Origin of the sequence: Arenibacter antarcticus (genome assembly GCF_041320605.1) — a bacterium.
GTDB lineage: Bacteria > Bacteroidota > Bacteroidia > Flavobacteriales > Flavobacteriaceae > Arenibacter > Arenibacter antarcticus.
The window spans coordinates 70722-87569 of the sequence record NZ_CP166679.1 but is presented as its reverse complement, the minus strand read 5'-3'; the positions used below and the strand labels follow the sequence as shown (position 1 = coordinate 87569).

At 38.6% G+C, this 16848-nt stretch carries 18 protein-coding genes; 9 read left to right on the top strand and 9 right to left on the bottom strand.

All coding sequences use genetic code 11. The annotated features are described in order from the left end of the window. Positions 1-32: 32 nt before the first annotated feature. Positions 33-821 (top strand): hypothetical protein, encoded by a 789-nt coding sequence (locus KCTC52924_RS00425; protein WP_251808730.1) that lies wholly within the window; start codon positions 33-35, stop codon positions 819-821. Between the two features lie 128 nt (positions 822-949). Here KCTC52924_RS00425 and rpiA read toward each other — a convergent pair whose 3' ends face one another. The 5 genes from rpiA to KCTC52924_RS00400 all read right to left on the bottom strand — a co-directional run bounded on the left by rpiA (position 950) and on the right by KCTC52924_RS00400 (position 6289). After that, on the bottom strand, positions 950-1627 hold the full coding sequence (rpiA, locus tag KCTC52924_RS00420) for a ribose-5-phosphate isomerase RpiA (protein WP_251808731.1): 678 nt from the start codon (positions 1625-1627) through the stop codon (positions 950-952). Positions 1628-1664: 37 nt separating this feature from the next. Continuing rightward, positions 1665-2282 (bottom strand): FMN-binding negative transcriptional regulator, encoded by a 618-nt coding sequence (locus KCTC52924_RS00415; RefSeq protein ID WP_251808732.1) that lies wholly within the window; start codon positions 2280-2282, stop codon positions 1665-1667. 41 nt (positions 2283-2323) lie between these two features. After that, the gene (locus KCTC52924_RS00410) at positions 2324-3166 is read right to left on the bottom strand and encodes an endonuclease/exonuclease/phosphatase family protein (protein WP_251808733.1); all 843 of its coding nucleotides are present in this window, start codon (positions 3164-3166) and stop codon (positions 2324-2326) included. Positions 3167-3383: 217 nt separating this feature from the next. Further along, positions 3384-4661 (bottom strand): DEAD/DEAH box helicase, encoded by a 1278-nt coding sequence (locus KCTC52924_RS00405; RefSeq protein WP_251808734.1) that lies wholly within the window; start codon positions 4659-4661, stop codon positions 3384-3386. A gap of 71 nt (positions 4662-4732) precedes the next feature. After that, positions 4733-6289 carry an NAD(P)/FAD-dependent oxidoreductase gene (locus KCTC52924_RS00400; protein WP_251808735.1) on the bottom strand — a complete coding sequence of 519 codons (1557 nt, stop codon included), beginning with the start codon at positions 6287-6289 and terminating at the stop codon, positions 4733-4735. Positions 6290-6873: 584 nt separating this feature from the next. On the opposite strand from KCTC52924_RS00400, the gene KCTC52924_RS00395 reads away from it, so the two are divergent. From KCTC52924_RS00395 to KCTC52924_RS00370, 6 genes are all read left to right on the top strand, one after another. Continuing rightward, positions 6874-7173 (top strand): hypothetical protein, encoded by a 300-nt coding sequence (locus tag KCTC52924_RS00395; RefSeq protein ID WP_251808736.1) that lies wholly within the window; start codon positions 6874-6876, stop codon positions 7171-7173. Positions 7174-7178: 5 nt separating this feature from the next. Next, positions 7179-8516, top strand: a complete 1338-nt coding sequence (locus KCTC52924_RS00390) for a histidine kinase (protein WP_251808737.1) — start codon at positions 7179-7181, stop codon at positions 8514-8516. Positions 8517-8659: 143 nt separating this feature from the next. Then, positions 8660-8962 (top strand): 2TM domain-containing protein, encoded by a 303-nt coding sequence (locus KCTC52924_RS00385; RefSeq protein WP_251808738.1) that lies wholly within the window; start codon positions 8660-8662, stop codon positions 8960-8962. A 26-nt stretch (positions 8963-8988) separates the two neighbouring features. Continuing rightward, positions 8989-9318: a 2TM domain-containing protein gene (locus KCTC52924_RS00380; RefSeq protein WP_251808739.1), complete on the top strand. Its 330-nt coding sequence runs from the start codon at positions 8989-8991 to the stop codon at positions 9316-9318. Beyond that, a complete protein-coding gene (locus tag KCTC52924_RS00375; RefSeq protein WP_251808740.1) occupies positions 9318-9644 on the top strand; it encodes a 2TM domain-containing protein in 327 nt (108 codons plus the stop codon). Before KCTC52924_RS00380 ends, KCTC52924_RS00375 begins: the two co-directional genes overlap by 1 nt. 47 nt (positions 9645-9691) lie before the next feature. After that, on the top strand, positions 9692-10447 hold the full coding sequence (locus tag KCTC52924_RS00370) for a LytTR family DNA-binding domain-containing protein (protein WP_251808741.1): 756 nt from the start codon (positions 9692-9694) through the stop codon (positions 10445-10447). Positions 10448-10541: 94 nt separating this feature from the next. Here the strand turns inward: KCTC52924_RS00370 and KCTC52924_RS00365 are convergent, their stop codons facing one another. The 3 genes from KCTC52924_RS00365 to gndA all read right to left on the bottom strand — a co-directional run bounded on the left by KCTC52924_RS00365 (position 10542) and on the right by gndA (position 13706). Beyond that, positions 10542-11726 (bottom strand): LETM1-related biofilm-associated protein, encoded by a 1185-nt coding sequence (locus KCTC52924_RS00365; RefSeq protein WP_251808742.1) that lies wholly within the window; start codon positions 11724-11726, stop codon positions 10542-10544. A gap of 210 nt (positions 11727-11936) precedes the next feature. Further along, complete coding sequence (locus tag KCTC52924_RS00360) at positions 11937-12224, bottom strand: hypothetical protein (RefSeq protein ID WP_251808743.1); 288 nt, start codon at positions 12222-12224, stop codon at positions 11937-11939. 75 nt (positions 12225-12299) lie between these two features. Beyond that, complete coding sequence (gene gndA, locus KCTC52924_RS00355) at positions 12300-13706, bottom strand: NADP-dependent phosphogluconate dehydrogenase (RefSeq protein WP_251808744.1); 1407 nt, start codon at positions 13704-13706, stop codon at positions 12300-12302. A gap of 187 nt (positions 13707-13893) precedes the next feature. On the opposite strand from gndA, the gene zwf reads away from it, so the two are divergent. Beyond that, positions 13894-15426 (top strand): glucose-6-phosphate dehydrogenase, encoded by a 1533-nt coding sequence (gene zwf, locus KCTC52924_RS00350; RefSeq protein WP_251808745.1) that lies wholly within the window; start codon positions 13894-13896, stop codon positions 15424-15426. 111 nt (positions 15427-15537) lie between these two features. Further along, positions 15538-16248 (top strand): 6-phosphogluconolactonase, encoded by a 711-nt coding sequence (pgl, locus tag KCTC52924_RS00345; protein WP_251808746.1) that lies wholly within the window; start codon positions 15538-15540, stop codon positions 16246-16248. On the opposite strand, the gene KCTC52924_RS00340 is transcribed toward pgl, so the two are convergent. Continuing rightward, the gene (locus KCTC52924_RS00340; RefSeq protein ID WP_370671493.1) at positions 16241-16807 is read right to left on the bottom strand and encodes an acyl-CoA thioesterase; all 567 of its coding nucleotides are present in this window, start codon (positions 16805-16807) and stop codon (positions 16241-16243) included. The genes pgl and KCTC52924_RS00340 overlap by 8 nt on opposite strands. Positions 16808-16848: the final 41 nt, after the last annotated feature.

Here is a 16848-nt window from a genome sequence, read left to right as displayed (position 1 = left end):
CAAAATTACATTAATCAATAACCCCTATAATTATGAAAACTTTTCTAATTTTTTTCGCAGTAGTAATGGTTGGCAATATGGCTATTGCCCAAGAAAAATTATACCTGGTATTTGAATTTATGCAGGTGGACAATGAACAGGAAGTGGAATACAGCGCAACGGAAGAATTTTGGGAGAAAATTCACCAAGAGCGAGTGAATGCTGGAGATATTATGGGATGGGACCTTTGGCTCCTAAGTCCTGGGGGAGAACAGCAAGGATTTCAATACCTTACTGTAGCACTTTACAACGATCCCGTAAAGATGATGGATGGTAGCAGCTGGGAACATTTAATGGACAGGGTTAAGGCTGCCTATCCAGATAGGTCAGAGGCCGATCTAAATAAACAGTTACATCACTCCTCCTCAACTAGGAATCTGGCGGTAAGGATATATACAGAACAAATTTCTGCTACCAAAGGGGAATTCGATATGCCATTAGGTACCGTAGCCCAAATAGATATGATGAAGGTGGGTTTGGACAACTACAATTCTTATGAAAGAGCGGAAATGGAAATTTTTCAACCTATCCATCAGAAAGTAGTCGATGCTGGTGGAAAAGCCAATTGGGGGCTAATTCGGTTTATTAGTCCAATAGGTAGTGATACTTACGCATCACATATGACAGTAAGTATGTTTAAGGACTATACGCAGGCCTTAAACCAAAATATTAATTGGATGGAAGGCGCAACGCCAAGCTCTACCAAAGCAATGGAGGACGGTATTGCATTAAGGGACATGAAATACGTGTACATGGCCAATTTAATCCGAAAAGTCCGTTAAGGAATTTCCTTCGTTGGTCTCAATAATACAATAGTTTAGGCTATGTGCTTTAGTGCAATTCGCTTACCCTATATTGGGCTGACAATTTTTTAATTACCACGGGTTTATAGCGGAACATTAAACCTTGCTTATTTTTTTAAAGTAAGGGTAGATTTTCCTTTCCCAACAATAATAAAATCTGCTATATCCAGAAATAGCCCTGTTTCTACAATGCCTGGGATTTGTTTAAGGGTTGTTTCTAACAAGGGAATATTTGTGATCGTTTTAATGTTGAGATCTAAAATATAATTGCCCTCATCGGTGATAAAATGCTCGCCATCCTTTTGTCTTAATTTAGGCTGAAGCCCCATTTTATTAAGGAGTATTTCTATTTTATAAGTGGCGAATGGAATTGTTTCTACTGGTAGTTTAAAAGTGCCCAACCTTTTTACCTGTTTCTGGGAATCTGCGATAATAATAACGAGGTCGGAATTGTAGGCTAAAATCTTTTCACGTAACAAAGCCCCGCCACCACCTTTGATGAGTTGCATATAAGGGTCAAACTCATCCGTACCATCTATAGTGAGGTCTATACGGTCCGCTTTTTCTAAAGATATTAAGGGTATGCCTAGGTCTATTGCGAGTTTCCGAGTCTTTTCTGAGCTGGGTATCCCCGTAATTCTTAATCCTTCTGCAATCTGCCTTCCTAGTTCCTGGATCATTAAGTTAGCAGTGCTACCGGTCCCCAATCCGACCTTCATTCCCGATTTTACATATTTTACAGCTTCCAGGGCAGCTAATTTTTTTTCGTGATCAATATCGGCCATTTATATGTGGTTGTTTTTTACGGTAAATGTAAGTTAGTTATCGAGGACAAATATTATTTTTCATCATTTGGGCAATTTCCTTGGATCCGCTGTTCTTGTTTTTGTTGAGTTCCGAGATAATTTGTGGATGGTCTTCGGGGCGTGTCTGTGATAATTTATAGGTAGCCTGTACCTCCGAAATTCGGATTTGAAACCCTACAATACCATTAATTTGTTGCATGGTTTTTTCGGATAGATCATGAATTGAAACAGGCTGAGATGCTACCGTTTCATATTTATCAACAAGCTTGTGAAGGGATCTTAGAAGGGCCTCCTCATTCAATATTTCTATGGTGCCGTACACATGTACAGCAATATAGTTCCAAGTGGGGACTTCCTCTTCCTTATACCAAGAAGAAGAAATGTAGCTATGAGGTCCGTTAAAAATGGCCAAAACCTCTTCTTGCTCCCTAAAGTATTTCCATTGAGGATTTGCTTTGGAGACATGTCCTACCAAGAGATCGCTCCCATCTGTATCCACATCCAATTCCAGCGGAATATGGGTAGCCCATGGTCGGCCTTCAGTTTGGTTTACTAGGATTCCAAAACTGTTTTGCCTCATGAATTCCTTAACCTCACTTAGGTTTGTGTTCCTGTAATCTAATGGGGTATACATAAGATGTCACTTTAGGTACGGCTTATATTAAGTTACGAATATTAATCGGCGAACGTAACCAAAACAGGCAAATGGTCAGATATATGCTTGTTGTTCCCCATCCTATCATCAATATGCGTATAGGAGAGTATCTCTATATCCTTTACAAAGATATAATCTATTCGGTCCGTTAACATCCTATCCTGATTAAACCCACTAAAGGTGCCTATGGGGCCATAAAATGGATTCTTTGAAATATCCATTCCATCCGTCAGGTTCTTTTTAAGATATTGAATAGGCTCGGTGTCGGGCGTTAAATTTAAATCGCCCATAAGGACCACAGGCAGCTCGGAGCTATTTATTTCATTTATTTTTTTATAAATGAGTTGTGCCGAATTTACCCTAGCCTGCATTCCGCGATGATCAAAATGGGTATTAAAGACATAAAATTGTTTTTTGGTCTCTAAGTTCTCAAATAGGGCATAAGTGCAAATTCGTTCCATAGAGGCATCCCAGCCCACAGAAACCTTTTCGGGTGTTTCCGAAAGCCAGAAGGTATTCGTTTTTAGTACTTTGAATTTATTGGTGTTGTATAGAATGGCGGTATATTCTCCCTTTTCTTTACCATCATCCCGGCCAACGCCAACATACGCATATCCCGGAAGTGCTGTATCTAAATAGGTCACCTGTCGATGTAAGCCTTCTTGGATTCCCACGATATCCCCATTGTAGTGTTGTATTAATTGTACCATAGATTCCTTACGGTCGTTCCAATTGTTAATCGTATCCCCAGTATTGTCGTACTTAATATTATAACTGATTAAATTGGTGGTTTGAGAGGATAGGGAAATTGGGATTACAACTAGTGCGAAACCTAATAGCACTTTAGAAATAACATTTATCATAACATACATTTTTAAGAATGGACTAAAACAATTTTGTTGGCATTAAATATCTTCAATTTTTCAATAACCAACTAAAAATTATTCATTAATCATGAAAAGAATCGATTCAAGTATTGCTATTCGTTTAGATCGGTAGTGAGGATTGAGACTAATATCCACAAAAAAACCGGGATAATTTCTTAGCCCGGTTTTTATTTGTAATTTATGTTAGGATATCTTAATCCCTTTTGGGTCTACTGCTGTTATTTTTGCCCCGGTTGTTATTTCTACCTCCCCGCGGGTTGGAATGTCCAGTCCTTTGTTGCTGCTTATTGTTGTGATGTCTTTTTTCTGGTTGTAAAGGCACCTCTTCAACACCATCATCTACAAAAGGATGGTCTTTAATAACCGGCACTTGTTGGTTGATCAACTTCTGGATATCTTTTAGGTAGGGTCTTTCTTCGGCATCGCAAAAAGAAATTGCGACTCCACTGGCACTGGCCCTTCCGGTCCTTCCAATACGGTGGACGTAGGTTTCGGGCACGTTGGGAAGGTCATAATTGATAACCAAGGATAGTTCCTCTACATCTATACCTCTAGCAGCTATATCCGTTGCAACAAGTACCTTTAGTTCCCCGTCCTTAAAATCACCCAAGGCTTTTTGCCTTGCATTTTGGGATTTGTTACCATGAATTGCATCTGCCTTGATATCGGCTTTTGCCAATTGCTTTACAATTTTATTGGCACCGTGCTTGGTTCTCGAAAAAACCAATGCAGAATCGTTGGGGTCCTTTTCCAACAGGTGGATCAATAGATCCGGTTTATTTTTTTTAGAGACAAAATATAAGGCTTGTTCTACCTTTTCTGCCGTGGCTTGCTGAGGCTTGATGGTGACTTGTTCAAAATCACCCAATAATTTCCGTGACAATTCCACGATAGCTTTGGGCATTGTTGCCGAAAAGAAAAGCGATTGACGGTTATCCGGAAGTTTGGCAATTATCTTTTTTATATCGTGTATAAAACCCATATCCAACATTTGGTCTGCCTCGTCCAGTACCGCATATTTTACATCTCGTAAGGAAATAAAACCCTGGTTCATAAGATCGAGCAATCTTCCTGGAGTTGCAATTAGAACATCGACCCCTTTTCTTAGGGCTTCCGTTTGTCTCGCTTGTTTAATACCGCCAAAAATAACAGTGCTTCTAATTCCCGTAAATCGGGAATAGGAGGCAAAATTTTCCCCGATTTGTATGGCTAATTCCCGAGTAGGGGTCACTACCAAGGTTCTAATTTTGCGTTGTTGCAGATTGGCGTCCTTATCTAGAACAAGTTGTTGAATGATTGGAATTGAAAAGGCCGCCGTTTTACCGGTACCCGTTTGTGCACAGCCCAACAAGTCCTTACCTTTTAATAATATGGGAATGGATTGTTCTTGAATTGGAGTGGGATTTGTATAGCCTTCAGCCTCAAGGGCTTTTAGGATTGGCTCTATAATACCTAAGTCTTTGAATGTCATGTAGTATGTAAAATAAGGGGCAAAGGTAGTGGATTTGTTTGGATTATAGATTTATTATTTATTTTACCCCCTTATAGTCCCACCACAGCCGCCTCAGCACAACGTTCCCCGTCCATAGCTGCCGAAACAATGCCGCCTGCATAACCACCACCTTCTCCACAAGGAAAAAGTCCTTGAATCTCAGGATGTTCCAAGTTGTCTTTTCTCGGTATGTTCACGGGAGAGGAAGTTCTGCTTTCCACACCTACTATATTGGCTTCCTCAGTGTAATACCCTTTCATTTTTTCCCCAAATGCCAAAAATCCTGATCGCAATCTGCTACCTATTAATTTTGGTAATAAAGAATGTAAGGGTGCTGAGGTTAAACCTGGCTGGTAGGAGGTTGGATTTAGGTCGGCCGATAATTTTCCTTCCACAAAATCCGTTAAACGCTGGGCGGGTGCAGCCTGACTCCGACCTCCAGATGTAAAGGCCAATCGTTCTAAATTCTTTTGATATTCCAATCCTTTTAAAGGTCCAAAACGTTCGTATTTGTGAATGTCCACATCTACATCGATTTCTACCACAATACCCGAATTAGCAAATAGATTGTTTCTCTTGGAAGGCGACATGCCATTAACGACTACTTCCCCAGGAGCTGTTGCCGCTGGTACGATAAATCCGCCAGGGCACATGCAAAAGGAGTAAACGCCCCTATCTTTCACCTGTTCTACCAAACTATAGGTGGCGGCCGGTAGCAAAGGGTTCCGATCTCCAGAGCAATGGTATTGAATGCTATCTATGATATGTTGAGGATGTTCTACCCGTACGCCCATAGCAAAAGATTTTGCTTGAAGTGCTATTTTTTTGTCGTTTAAAAGGTAATATATATCCCTGGCCGAGTGTCCCGTAGCCAAAATAACACGGTCTACTGCCATTTCAGTCCCATCTTTTAACCGTAAGCCATTTAATTTGTGGTCCGTGATCATAAAATCTACTACCCTAGTTTCAAAGTGTATCTCTCCGCCAAATTTTATAATGGTTTCCCTTACGTTCTCTACTAGTTTGGGTAGCTTGTTGGTTCCTATATGAGGGTGGGCATCAATAAGGATCTGTTCCGTAGCGCCATGATAGACTAAGTTCTCGAATATCCGTCGAACATCCCCACGTTTAAGGCTTCTGGTGTAAAGTTTTCCATCCGAATAGGTGCCTGCACCCCCCTCGCCAAAGCAATAATTAGAATCTTCATTTACAATATGGTCCCGGTTAATAGCTTTTAAATCGCGCCTGCGATCTCTCACATTTTTTCCCCGCTCCAGAACTATTGGTCTATAACCTAGCTCTATACAGCGTAATGCGGCATACATCCCCGCAGGGCCAAAGCCAATGATGTGAATTTTTTTCGCTTTGGAAACATCCTTGTAATCGAAGGTGTAATTTGGTGTGTCAGGGACAGCTTGGTTTATATAAACCTCGACCTTATAATTAAAATAAATGGTAGATTTCCTGGCATCAATCGATTTTCGAAGAACCTTTACCACGGTGATATTCTCCATTGGGATCCCTAAATATTTTGCTGCTTTTTTCTTTAGGATATCTTCTACTGACGCCTCCAATAATGTAGTCCTAAGCTGAATCTTTCTTACCATATCGCAAAATTAATTTAATTAAAGCAACTATTTATTTAAAAAATTTTACTTTTTCTCGATTTCTAGGCATTATTATTAAATTGGAGCCCCATATTCCTGTGGCAGATGTTTTAGTATCCATTTAATTATTAGTGTACTGTGGGGAATGTATCGTTAAAAAACATATCAGGGTCAATATTTAGGAGTGTGTAAATGACTTTTCGCCGTTTAAGTCATTTTTTTTTGTAAATAAGCACATAGAACACAATTTTAACAAGTAATTTTATCATTCATAAGTAAGACTAAAAAATAGGGTTCAAATGAATCTATTTTTTAACTTTTTAAAGAGGACGTAGGGGTGCGTCCTCTTTTTTATGGGTAAAAAGTTTCTCATTTTAATGTCCAACTTTCTTCTAGGATTATGGACTTTAATTCTCTACAATGCCCATATTCTTTTATATTTTTGACATATTTCACTTCCTACACCTTTTAAAAATCAAATCTTCTTCAATTCATCCACCAATAGTTACAGTTGGGGGCAACTTAATTTAGAGTGATATTGATAAAGACAATATTTGTGCTAGAACCTATAAATTAAGGTATACATGCATAAAATCATACTAATTATTATCGCCATGATTATCAATCAGTCAGTGGCCAATCAAGATTTAGGCATACAGGGCATCAAAAGAGGGCGGATAGGAGGAGGTGATACAATCACCAAAGAGATTTTGAAGTCGGATTTAGAGATAGGTGATTGTACTTCTACCTCCCATTATCCGCAATCCAACACCCATACTAATGGTGTCTCATTAGAACTTTTTACTAACTTTAAACCTGAATTAACTTCCTTTTTAAATGGAAAAGGGATAATGACTGAAGCCTTCCTTACCCGCAAACAATAATTTTAATGAATCGATTTATAAAACATATTAGGAATGCAGTACTTATTGGAACCCTTATTTATTTCATTTTTCTGGCCATTTTCTTTTTTATGGGCAGATTTGATGATGGATTTTCTTATGATGGTGCCGTGCAAGAATACTATAGTAATCTCATTTACTCAGTTACCTTATACCTGTTAAATGCCTATTGGATACAGTATCTTATCGTTAAGCATAAGAATAAAATTCTGTCTAAGAAACCCTTACTAATCGGGATAACGGGTAATATTGTGCTATCCCTAATTGGGATATTTCTGGCTAGGTTAATGCTAAGGGTAGGCTTGGAAAGTATGCCCTTGGTCGATTTTTTACGCGGGGAAAAAGTGGGGTATTACAAGATTTCCATGCTTATTGCTTTAATGATATCCATTATCTTTTATGTGGCTTGGCATTTTAAGTATAGGCAGGAAAATAAGGTAAAGGAGCAAAAGATCATTGCCGGGACTGCATCAGCCAAATTTGATGCGTTAAAGAACCAATTAGATCCACACTTTTTATTTAATAGTCTGAACGTCCTTACCAGTTTAATAGAGGAAGACCCTATTCAGGCCCAAAAATTCACGACGTCACTTTCTAAGGTGTACCGGTATGTATTGGAACAGAAAAATAAGGACTTGGTAACCGTAGATGAAGAGCTCTCATTTGCTAGGACCTACATTAAGTTGTTGAAGATGAGGTTTGAAGAGAGTATTGTTTTTCATATTCCTGAACATAGTAGTAAACCGGAGGCCAAAATTGTACCCCTATCGTTACAGCTATTATTGGAAAATGCAGTAAAACACAATATAGTTACTGCTGCTAGACCTTTACGGATCAGGGTGTACGAAGAAGATGGGATGCTATGTGTTAGCAATAACCATCAAGAAAAGCAGGTGGTTAAAAAAAGTAGTGGGGTGGGACTCATGAATATTCAACAACGGTACCAAATATTGTCCAAAAGAGAAGTGCTCATCCAAAAGCAAAATTCAGAGTTTACGGTAAAGCTACCTATGCTGACTCAGAAATTGAATAATTTGGAAACACAAGAGCTCTTCATAGAGGATAAGCGATATAAAAAGGCGAAGGAAAGGGTGGAGGCTCTTAAAAGTTTCTATGGAAATATAGTTGCCTATATAGTGGTAATGCCAATTCTGGCTGTCATGAATTATAATACTACTTCTTTTCCTTGGGCGATATTTCCTGCGCTGGGATGGGGTTTTGGCGTGGTTATGCACGGGCTGGATGCCTATGGCCGCACCCCAATCCTTGGTAAGGGGTGGGAAGAGCGAACCATGAGAAAATTAATGGAAGATGATGATTTTTAAGAATTTCATCTGCTTTAATTGGATAGAAACATTGGGGCTAAAAACAGACGTTACAGTTCAGTACACCTTCGTTACAGTTCGGAACTTAATATTTATATATATTGGGAATTCCATCGAAATTTGTTCTAACAAAAACTATTAGCATGGATCATTCAGAAAAAGAAAGTAAATACTTTAGGGCCAAGGCAAGAGTGGTGGAAATAAAGAAGTTTTATAACAGTTTGTTTTCTTCACTTTTTACTATTGCCCTTGTAGCAGGTATAAACTATTACGTCAACGAATGGCGTTCCCCATGGTTTTTATGGGTAGTCTTTGGACTAGGGATCAGCTTGGTCTTTAAGGGGTTTAAGATTTTCGGATATAATGCCTTGTTTGGAAAAAATTGGGAACAACGTAAGATTAAGGAGTTCTTAGAGCAAGAGGATCAAAGGGAACATTGGAAATAATTCTTGGGTCAATAAATTTTTATGCAATGGAAAATCGTACCGATATTAAAAAGAAAAGGGCAAAAAAGAGGATAGAGGAATTAAAGGGATTTTATGTCCATCTGGTCATATTTATCGTGATTAATCTATTTATTTCTATTCATAAGATAGTAGGAAACCTTCAAGACGGGGAAACGTTATGGGAAGCGTTTTGGGATTTTGGGACTTTTGCAGTTTGGATATTTTGGGGTGTCGGGGTTGTTTTTCATGCATCCAAAACCTTTAACTACAATCCTTTTTTTACCAAGGAATGGGAAGACCGACAAATAAAGAAATTTATGGAGGAGGATAGAAAGGAATCTGAAAAATATAAGTAATGAAAGAGGTTCAGAAGAATGGTTCAAAATTGGAAAGGGCCAAGAAGCACGTAGCAGCAATTAAAGGGTTTTATAGTCACCTTTTTGTATACCTGTCCATTAACCTTGGATTGATATTGTTATATGTGGCCTATAGGTTTTTAAATCTCGAAAATTATCAAGTTTTGGAAGTTGGGTTTAGGAATTGGATGGATTGGAACATAGTATTTACCCCTTTATTTTGGGGAATAGGTCTTTTCATTCATGGGCTATACGTCTTTGGGAGGAAACCTGTATTTTTAAGGAAGTGGGAAGAAAGACAAATTAAAAAATATATGGAAGAGTAGGGACTTCTTCCTTTTTAAAACCATAACGAATCCCTTTAACCAAACCAATGAAGGTAATAATAATAGAGGATGAAAAACCAGCCGCAAGAAGATTGGGGCGTTTACTAGCCAACTTGGAGGTTTCTGTTGCTACCATGCTGCATTCTGTTGAGGAATCTATTTTATGGTTTCGGGAGAACGAACATCCCGACCTTATTTTTTTGGATATTCAACTTTCAGACGGACTCTCCTTTGAGATTTTTGATACGGTGGAAATAAAAAGTTCCGTAATCTTTACCACCGCTTTTGACGAATATGCACTACAGGCATTTAAGTTGAACAGTATTGATTATTTGTTGAAACCAATTGATGAAGAGGAGCTGGAAAGAGCGGTTAAAAAGTACCGATCTTTTAGCCCAGAAAAACAGAAGATTTCTCTTGAATTTGAGGACATAAAAAAGCTGCTTCTGAACCCCTTGGAAAGGGAGTACAAAAAGCGGTTTACGGTGAGTGTTGGGCAACACCTAAAAATCATATATGCAGATGAGATAGAATGTTTTTATAGCGAGAACAAAGGTACCTATGCGGCGACCACTGATGGTAGAAACTACTTGTTGGATGTGACTTTGGAAAACTTGGAACCGGAACTTCAGCCCGAAACTTTTTTTAGGGTAAGTAGAAAATTCTATATCAATGTAAATCATATTAAAGACATTATCTCCTACACCAATTCTAGGCTACAGATTAAGTTGAACAGGTATAATGAGCAAGAGGTAATCGTAAGTAGGGAACGGGTTAGAGACTTTAAGCTTTGGTTAGAATAAGGGTATGTTAAACATTGGTTTTAAAATGTTTAAATTCAAAATTAAGGCACAATAGATTTTCCTTATACTGCCGTTTTAGTGGATTTTTGAGTACTTAGTCCACCCTGTTTTCATCAAAGGAGGAAGGTAGTAATTTAGGAATCAATTTTATGAAAATTGGCAATAATACTGCACCCCCAGGAAGAATAAAAATGGCTAAAGAGGGAATGCTTTTAAATATATCCAATAATTGATCCTGTACCTTTTTCTTCTCCTCCGGACTTAAATCCTTTACAGTGGACTTAGATAAGAGCGTTACCAACTCTTTACTTTCAGACAATTCTTTTTGTAGTCTTTTGCTGTTTCTTAGGATTAATTTATTGACAATTTTAGCCATGCTTTCATAAAATTGAACGGCCATATTTTGGTCCCTTAAATGGGGTATTTTTGTGGCGTTCAATTTAAAGAATTCAGTGACGTCAAATATCGATTTTGAGATGTCCATTTTTGCGAAACCTAGGTCCTTTCCAATGCCAAAAATAAATTCGGATTCGGTGTAATTTAAGGAGTAATCTTCCCATACAGTTAGACAGGCCACATCTAAAAAGTACTGGTTTTCGCATGTGTCAAATTGGTTCAATAAGTCATTTCTGTAAGAGCCATCAAAATGTTTTTCCTGACTATCAATAAAGGTCAGGGACGAGGCAAAAAGTTGCGCCAACTTCTCATCATTCCTGCTTTTCTCCTTAGAATTTAAAGTGTGGTAAGTTATGTTGATGGTGATATGCTCAAGTCTTTGGGCAATTTTCCTTAAGTCTTGTTCTCCTTCCAAATGACGTTTAAAAGTAAGTACATCTATAAATAGCAGGGAATTGGTAATTATACTATTAAAGGTCTTGCTTATTAGATTGTCCTCCAAATAGATTCTAGAGTTTATCAGTGCTTCCAATTTTGCAGAAGTCTTCCTCCCCATTAAAATCTTGTTGATAAAAGAGATCTTGCTGATGTCCAATCCCTGGTAGAAATTTAGAAGACATTTTACAAATGCTTCAAAATTGGTGTCACCAGTTATAAATTTATGCGTGTAATAAAGACCTGCTAATAGGTTGATCTTGGCCTTTTCATCTTCAGACAGCGGATGTTCAATAACTATAAAATCAGGGATATTTAAGTTGATTCCATAAACAAAACCTGTTTTTTTTAATTGGATGTACATGGTTTCAAAGGAAGAACAATAGGTATTGTTATTCTTAGCCAAATGCCCAAATTTATCTATCCAACCTGAGGCCGATGGATTCATAATAGTAACTGTTTAGTCGGTAAAATTACGGTAAAATAAAGATATCTTAATTATTGACGTTATTTTGGGTGAATTACAGCCTACTTTATGGTGACAAAATAGGAATACCTATAACCAATCCACGGTTGTAGGTCGGCGTGGGTAAGGGCGTCTTTAACAGAGGATATGAAGCCGTATTAGTGCGCTAGTAATATCTCAGTGGTGAAGGTCTTAGGTGACGAGGAGGATGGTAAATAGTAATAGGGCTAAAATAATTCCAATTAGAATATACGTTTTTCTATTGTGCTCTTTTCTGGCCCTATTCCTAATTTTATTTTTAATTTCCTTTAGTTCTATTTCTGAAACTTTCTTAAAAGTCAGTTTTGAGGCAATAGGCTCGGAATCGGAAATAATAGTATCACGATTATTTTCTTTGAACCGGGTGCGATTGGATGGTTTTAAAGCGCGATTGCGATTCAATCTATTGTTCATGTCCGCTACGTGTCCGGCTCCGCTCATGATTGGCTATATTTAAGGGAAATTAAATATAGCCAAAATAGCTGGATTTATAAAGAATGGTGAATAGCGCTTGTGCTATTCCCATTCGGTATGAAAGATTCCTTCCATATCTGTACGTTCGTAAGTATGAGATCCAAAATGATCGCGTTGTGCCTGAATTAGGTTTAGTGGCAATCTCTCTGAGGTATAGGCGTCAAAATAGGTAAGGGAATTGGAAAGGCCCGGTAATGGAATACCGTTCTTAGCACCGTAGGCTACCAAACTTCTAGCTCCTTTAACGGAGGACTGCACTTTGGGAACAAAACTTGGCGATAGTAAAAGGTTAGCCAATTCTTTATCCTCGGTATACGCTTTTGATATATCTTCTAATAAACCGGCGCGGATAATACATCCTGCCCTCCAAATTTTGGCAATTACGGAAAGATCCAATTCGTAGCCATATTCGGTAGAGGCATCTGACAATTGATGAAGCCCTTGGGCGTAGGTAGTGATAAACGCAAAGTAAAGTGCCTCCTCGGCCCATTTTGCTAATTCATCCTTGTCCATTATTGCCGGTTGTGGCCTATTGTATAATTTATCTGCCAGAACACGTTCTTCCTTCAGCGCTGAAATCTCACGCATACTCACCGCTATATCGATGCTGGGAATCGGAATTCCAAGGTCCATCGCATTTTGTGAAGTCCATTTTCCCGTTCCTTTTTGCTTGGCCTTATCCAAGATTTTATCGATTAACCTACCAGTTCCCTGATCGTCGTCTTTTTTGAAGATTTCTGCGGAAATTTCTATTAGGAAAGATTGTAGTCGGCCTTTATTCCAACTATCAAATAGGGTATGGAGCTCGTCATTGCTGTAATTTCCGGCTTTTTTCAATAGATCATAAATCTCTGAAGTAAGCTGCATTAGGCCGTATTCTATGCCGTTGTGCACCATTTTAACGTAGTTTCCTGCCGATTTAGGACCCAAGTAGGCCACACAAGGCTCACCCTTAAATTTAGCCGATACGGCTTCGAAAATGGGTTGTACTTCTTTGTAGGCCTCTTTGTTGCCTCCAGGCATTATACTTGGACCTCGCCTTGCACCTTTTGCCCCACCGGATACCCCTGATCCAAAAAAGTGGATGCCTTTTTCCTGTAAATAGGCTTCCCTGCGATCGGTATCGGTGAAAAATGAGTTTCCACCGTCTATAATAAGGTCGTTTTTATCTAAATGTGGTAATAAGCTCTCTATTACCGAATCCACTATCTTTCCTGCCGGTACCAGAAGCATAATTTTTCTGGGTTGGGACAAAGAATTTACAAAGTTCTGTATATCAGAGGTTGCATTTACCTTTTTAGCATCCTGCCCTTCCTCTATAAGAGCGCTTACCTTTTCAACATCCAGATCGTAACCCATTGCAGAAAAGTTATTATCGGCGACATTTAAAATAAAATTCCGCCCCATAACGCCAAGTCCAATCAATCCAAAATCATATGTATTTTCCATAATTATGCTTTAAAATTCCTAACAAAATAAAGTAACTTTTGTTAAGTGTCCGTGTTTATAAATGTATAAGCTAAATTAGTTTTATCTTCGCAGCCTATAACAAAAATCAAAAATAGTCATTTTATGGGTTTTTGAAACCTTTGTTCCAAAAACCAACAAATTGTACTATTATTCCAATATTTATAAGATGAGTAAAACAGCAAATCAAATGCTTGTTATTTTTGGGGCTTCCGGTGATCTTACTGCAAGGAAATTGGTACCCTCATTATACAATTTGTACAAGGCAAATCAACTTCCAGAAAATTTTGTAGTGTTGGGAGTTAGTAGGAGCAATTTAACAGATGGAGAATTTAGAAAGAAAGTGGTTCTGGAAAGTTCGTATTTAACGGATAAGGTAAAGGGCGATACCGAGGAGGTAATAAACACCTTTTCTGACAAGTTCTTTTATGAGGATTTAGGGGATGATTACAGTCTGGAATACAGTAAATTAGCTACTAGGATATCAGATTTAAATAATAAATATGAGACTGGTGGGAACTATATCTTTTATTTATCTACCCCACCAAGCCTTTATGAAGTCATCGCCAAAAATCTTTCTGAACAAGGCCTGAATAATGAAAACAAGGGTTGGAAACGGATCATTGTAGAAAAGCCCTTTGGATATAATTTGGAAACTGCCAAAAATCTAAACAAGGGTCTTCAGAGTTATTTTAACGAAACACAAATTTATAGGATTGATCATTATTTGGGGAAGGAGACGGTACAAAATCTATTGGTGACTCGTTTTTCCAACAGTATTTTTGAGCCACTTTGGAACAGGAATTATATCAACCATGTCGAAATCACCAATGCCGAAGCGGGGGGCGTGGAAAAAAGAGGAGGCTATTACGATAAGTCGGGCGCTCTACGCGATATGTTCCAAAACCATTTATTACAGATTGTCTCCTTAATCGTTATGGAGCCACCCATAGATGCCAGTGCTTTGGAGATAAGGAACGAAAAGGTGAAAGCCCTTAAATCATTGCGGATAATGCGCGATGAGGAAACCCTATTTAAAAATACGGTAAGAGCTCAGTACCTTTCATCGGTAATAGACGGTGAAAAAGTAAAGGGGTACAGGGAAGAAGAAGGTGTAGATCCCAATTCCAAAACAGAGACCTATGCGGCCATTAAATTTTTTGTGGATAACTGGCGGTGGAAAGATGTACCGTTTTATGTGCGTACAGCCAAAAGGATGCCTACTAAGGTCACTGAAGTAGTTATTCATTTTAAATCGCCCCACCATCAGGTATTTAAGAATTCCGATTTAAAGAATAAGGATAATCAGTTGATAATTAGGATTCAACCAGATGAGGGTATTCTTATTAAATTTGGGGTAAAAGTTCCAGGACAAGGCTTTAAGGTAGAACGTGCCAATTTAGATTTTTACTATTCCAATTTAGCGGAGAACAATGTAATGGAAGCTTATGAGCGACTCCTTTTGGATGCCATGCAAGGAGATGCAACTCTTTACGCACGTGCGGATGAGGTGGAAGCGGCATGGGAATTTGTAGATCCTATTTTGGATTATTGGGAGAACACTCCCGATGTAAACATTTATGGCTATTCTGCCGGTGTATGGGGGCCTACAAATTCGGACGATCTTTTAGAGGGAAATCTTAGGTGGCGTAACCCAGGTGAGAACTTAGCGGACGACCCTGGCTTCTGTCTGATTCGATAATATTGAAAGGTTTAAGGATAGCAGTATCTTTATATTTTTAGATAAATAATATATAAGTAGAAAGGTCCCAGTGTGTTTGGACCTTTAAACATCAGTTAAAGAAAAGTAGAAATGAAAATTAATGTAGATCCGTCCAAAGCGGAAGTTGCCAAAAGATTTTCCGAGTATTTGGAAGAAGAGATTAATAAAAGCACTATTTTCCATGTGGCCCTTTCCGGAGGGAGTACTCCAAAAGGGGTTTTCGATTATATGTCTGAAAATGCTAAGGGTACAGATTGGTCCAAGGTGCATTTATATTGGGGAGACGAACGTTGTGTTGCCCCATCAGATTCTGAGAGCAACTACAAAATGACTGTGGATCATTTATTATCAAAAATAACCATTCCGAAAGAAAATATTCATCGTGTATTTGGGGAGGCAGAACCAGAATCCGAAGCTGTTAGATATGCTAAGGTATTGGATGATAATTTACCAAAAGAGCTAAGCCTTCCACAATTTGATCTAGTTATTCTTGGGATGGGGGATGACGGCCATACAGCTTCCATATTTCCCCATGAAATTGGACTTTGGGATTCCACAGCGAATTGCGAGGTGGCCATTCATCCAGATTCAGGCCAACGAAGGATTACTGTAACCGGAAAAATAATAAACAATGCCAAGACTGTAGCTTTCCTAGTAACTGGGGAAAGCAAAGCGGAAAAAGTAAAGACCATTATAGAAAAGGAAGCCGGGCATGAGGCTTATCCTGCTTCTTTGGTAGCTCCTACATCTGATAACCTGATCTGGTTTTTGGATGCCGATGCCGCTGCTGGAATCATTTAAGGATTATCTCAACATTTTCTTTGTCCAGTTCCCCTAAATGGTCCTGAAATTTAAACTGGGTCTCATCAATTAGGATCTGGGTCTCATCAAATTTAGTGGATCTGGACATTGATTGGTTTTTTCTTTCCAAACTACGGGTAAAACGTCTAACTCCTTGCTCTTCTTCTATGACCAATCCTGGGACGGCCAGGCTCTTGCCTTCTGAATCCTTTGCCACCATGGTGAAATAAGAAGAGTTACAGTGTTTCTTTTCCCCAGATCTAATATTTTCCGATTCTACACGTACACCTACCACCATAGAGGTACGCCCCGTATAATTTACCGATGCCTTTAGGGTAACCAATTCGCCCACCTCAATGGGATTTAAAAAGTCCACCTTGTTAACCGAAGCAGTAACACAATAAGTTCGGGAATGTTTTGAGGCACAGGCAAATGCAATTTGATCCATAAGATTTAGGATATGACCCCCATGAACCTTGCCTCCAAAATTGGAATGAGAAGGGAGCATTAATTGGGTGATGGAAACTTGGGATTCCTTGGCGGATTTAAATTTTTGCATGGTTATAATTTTAATCTATAAATTCAACAAAGGACTAATTT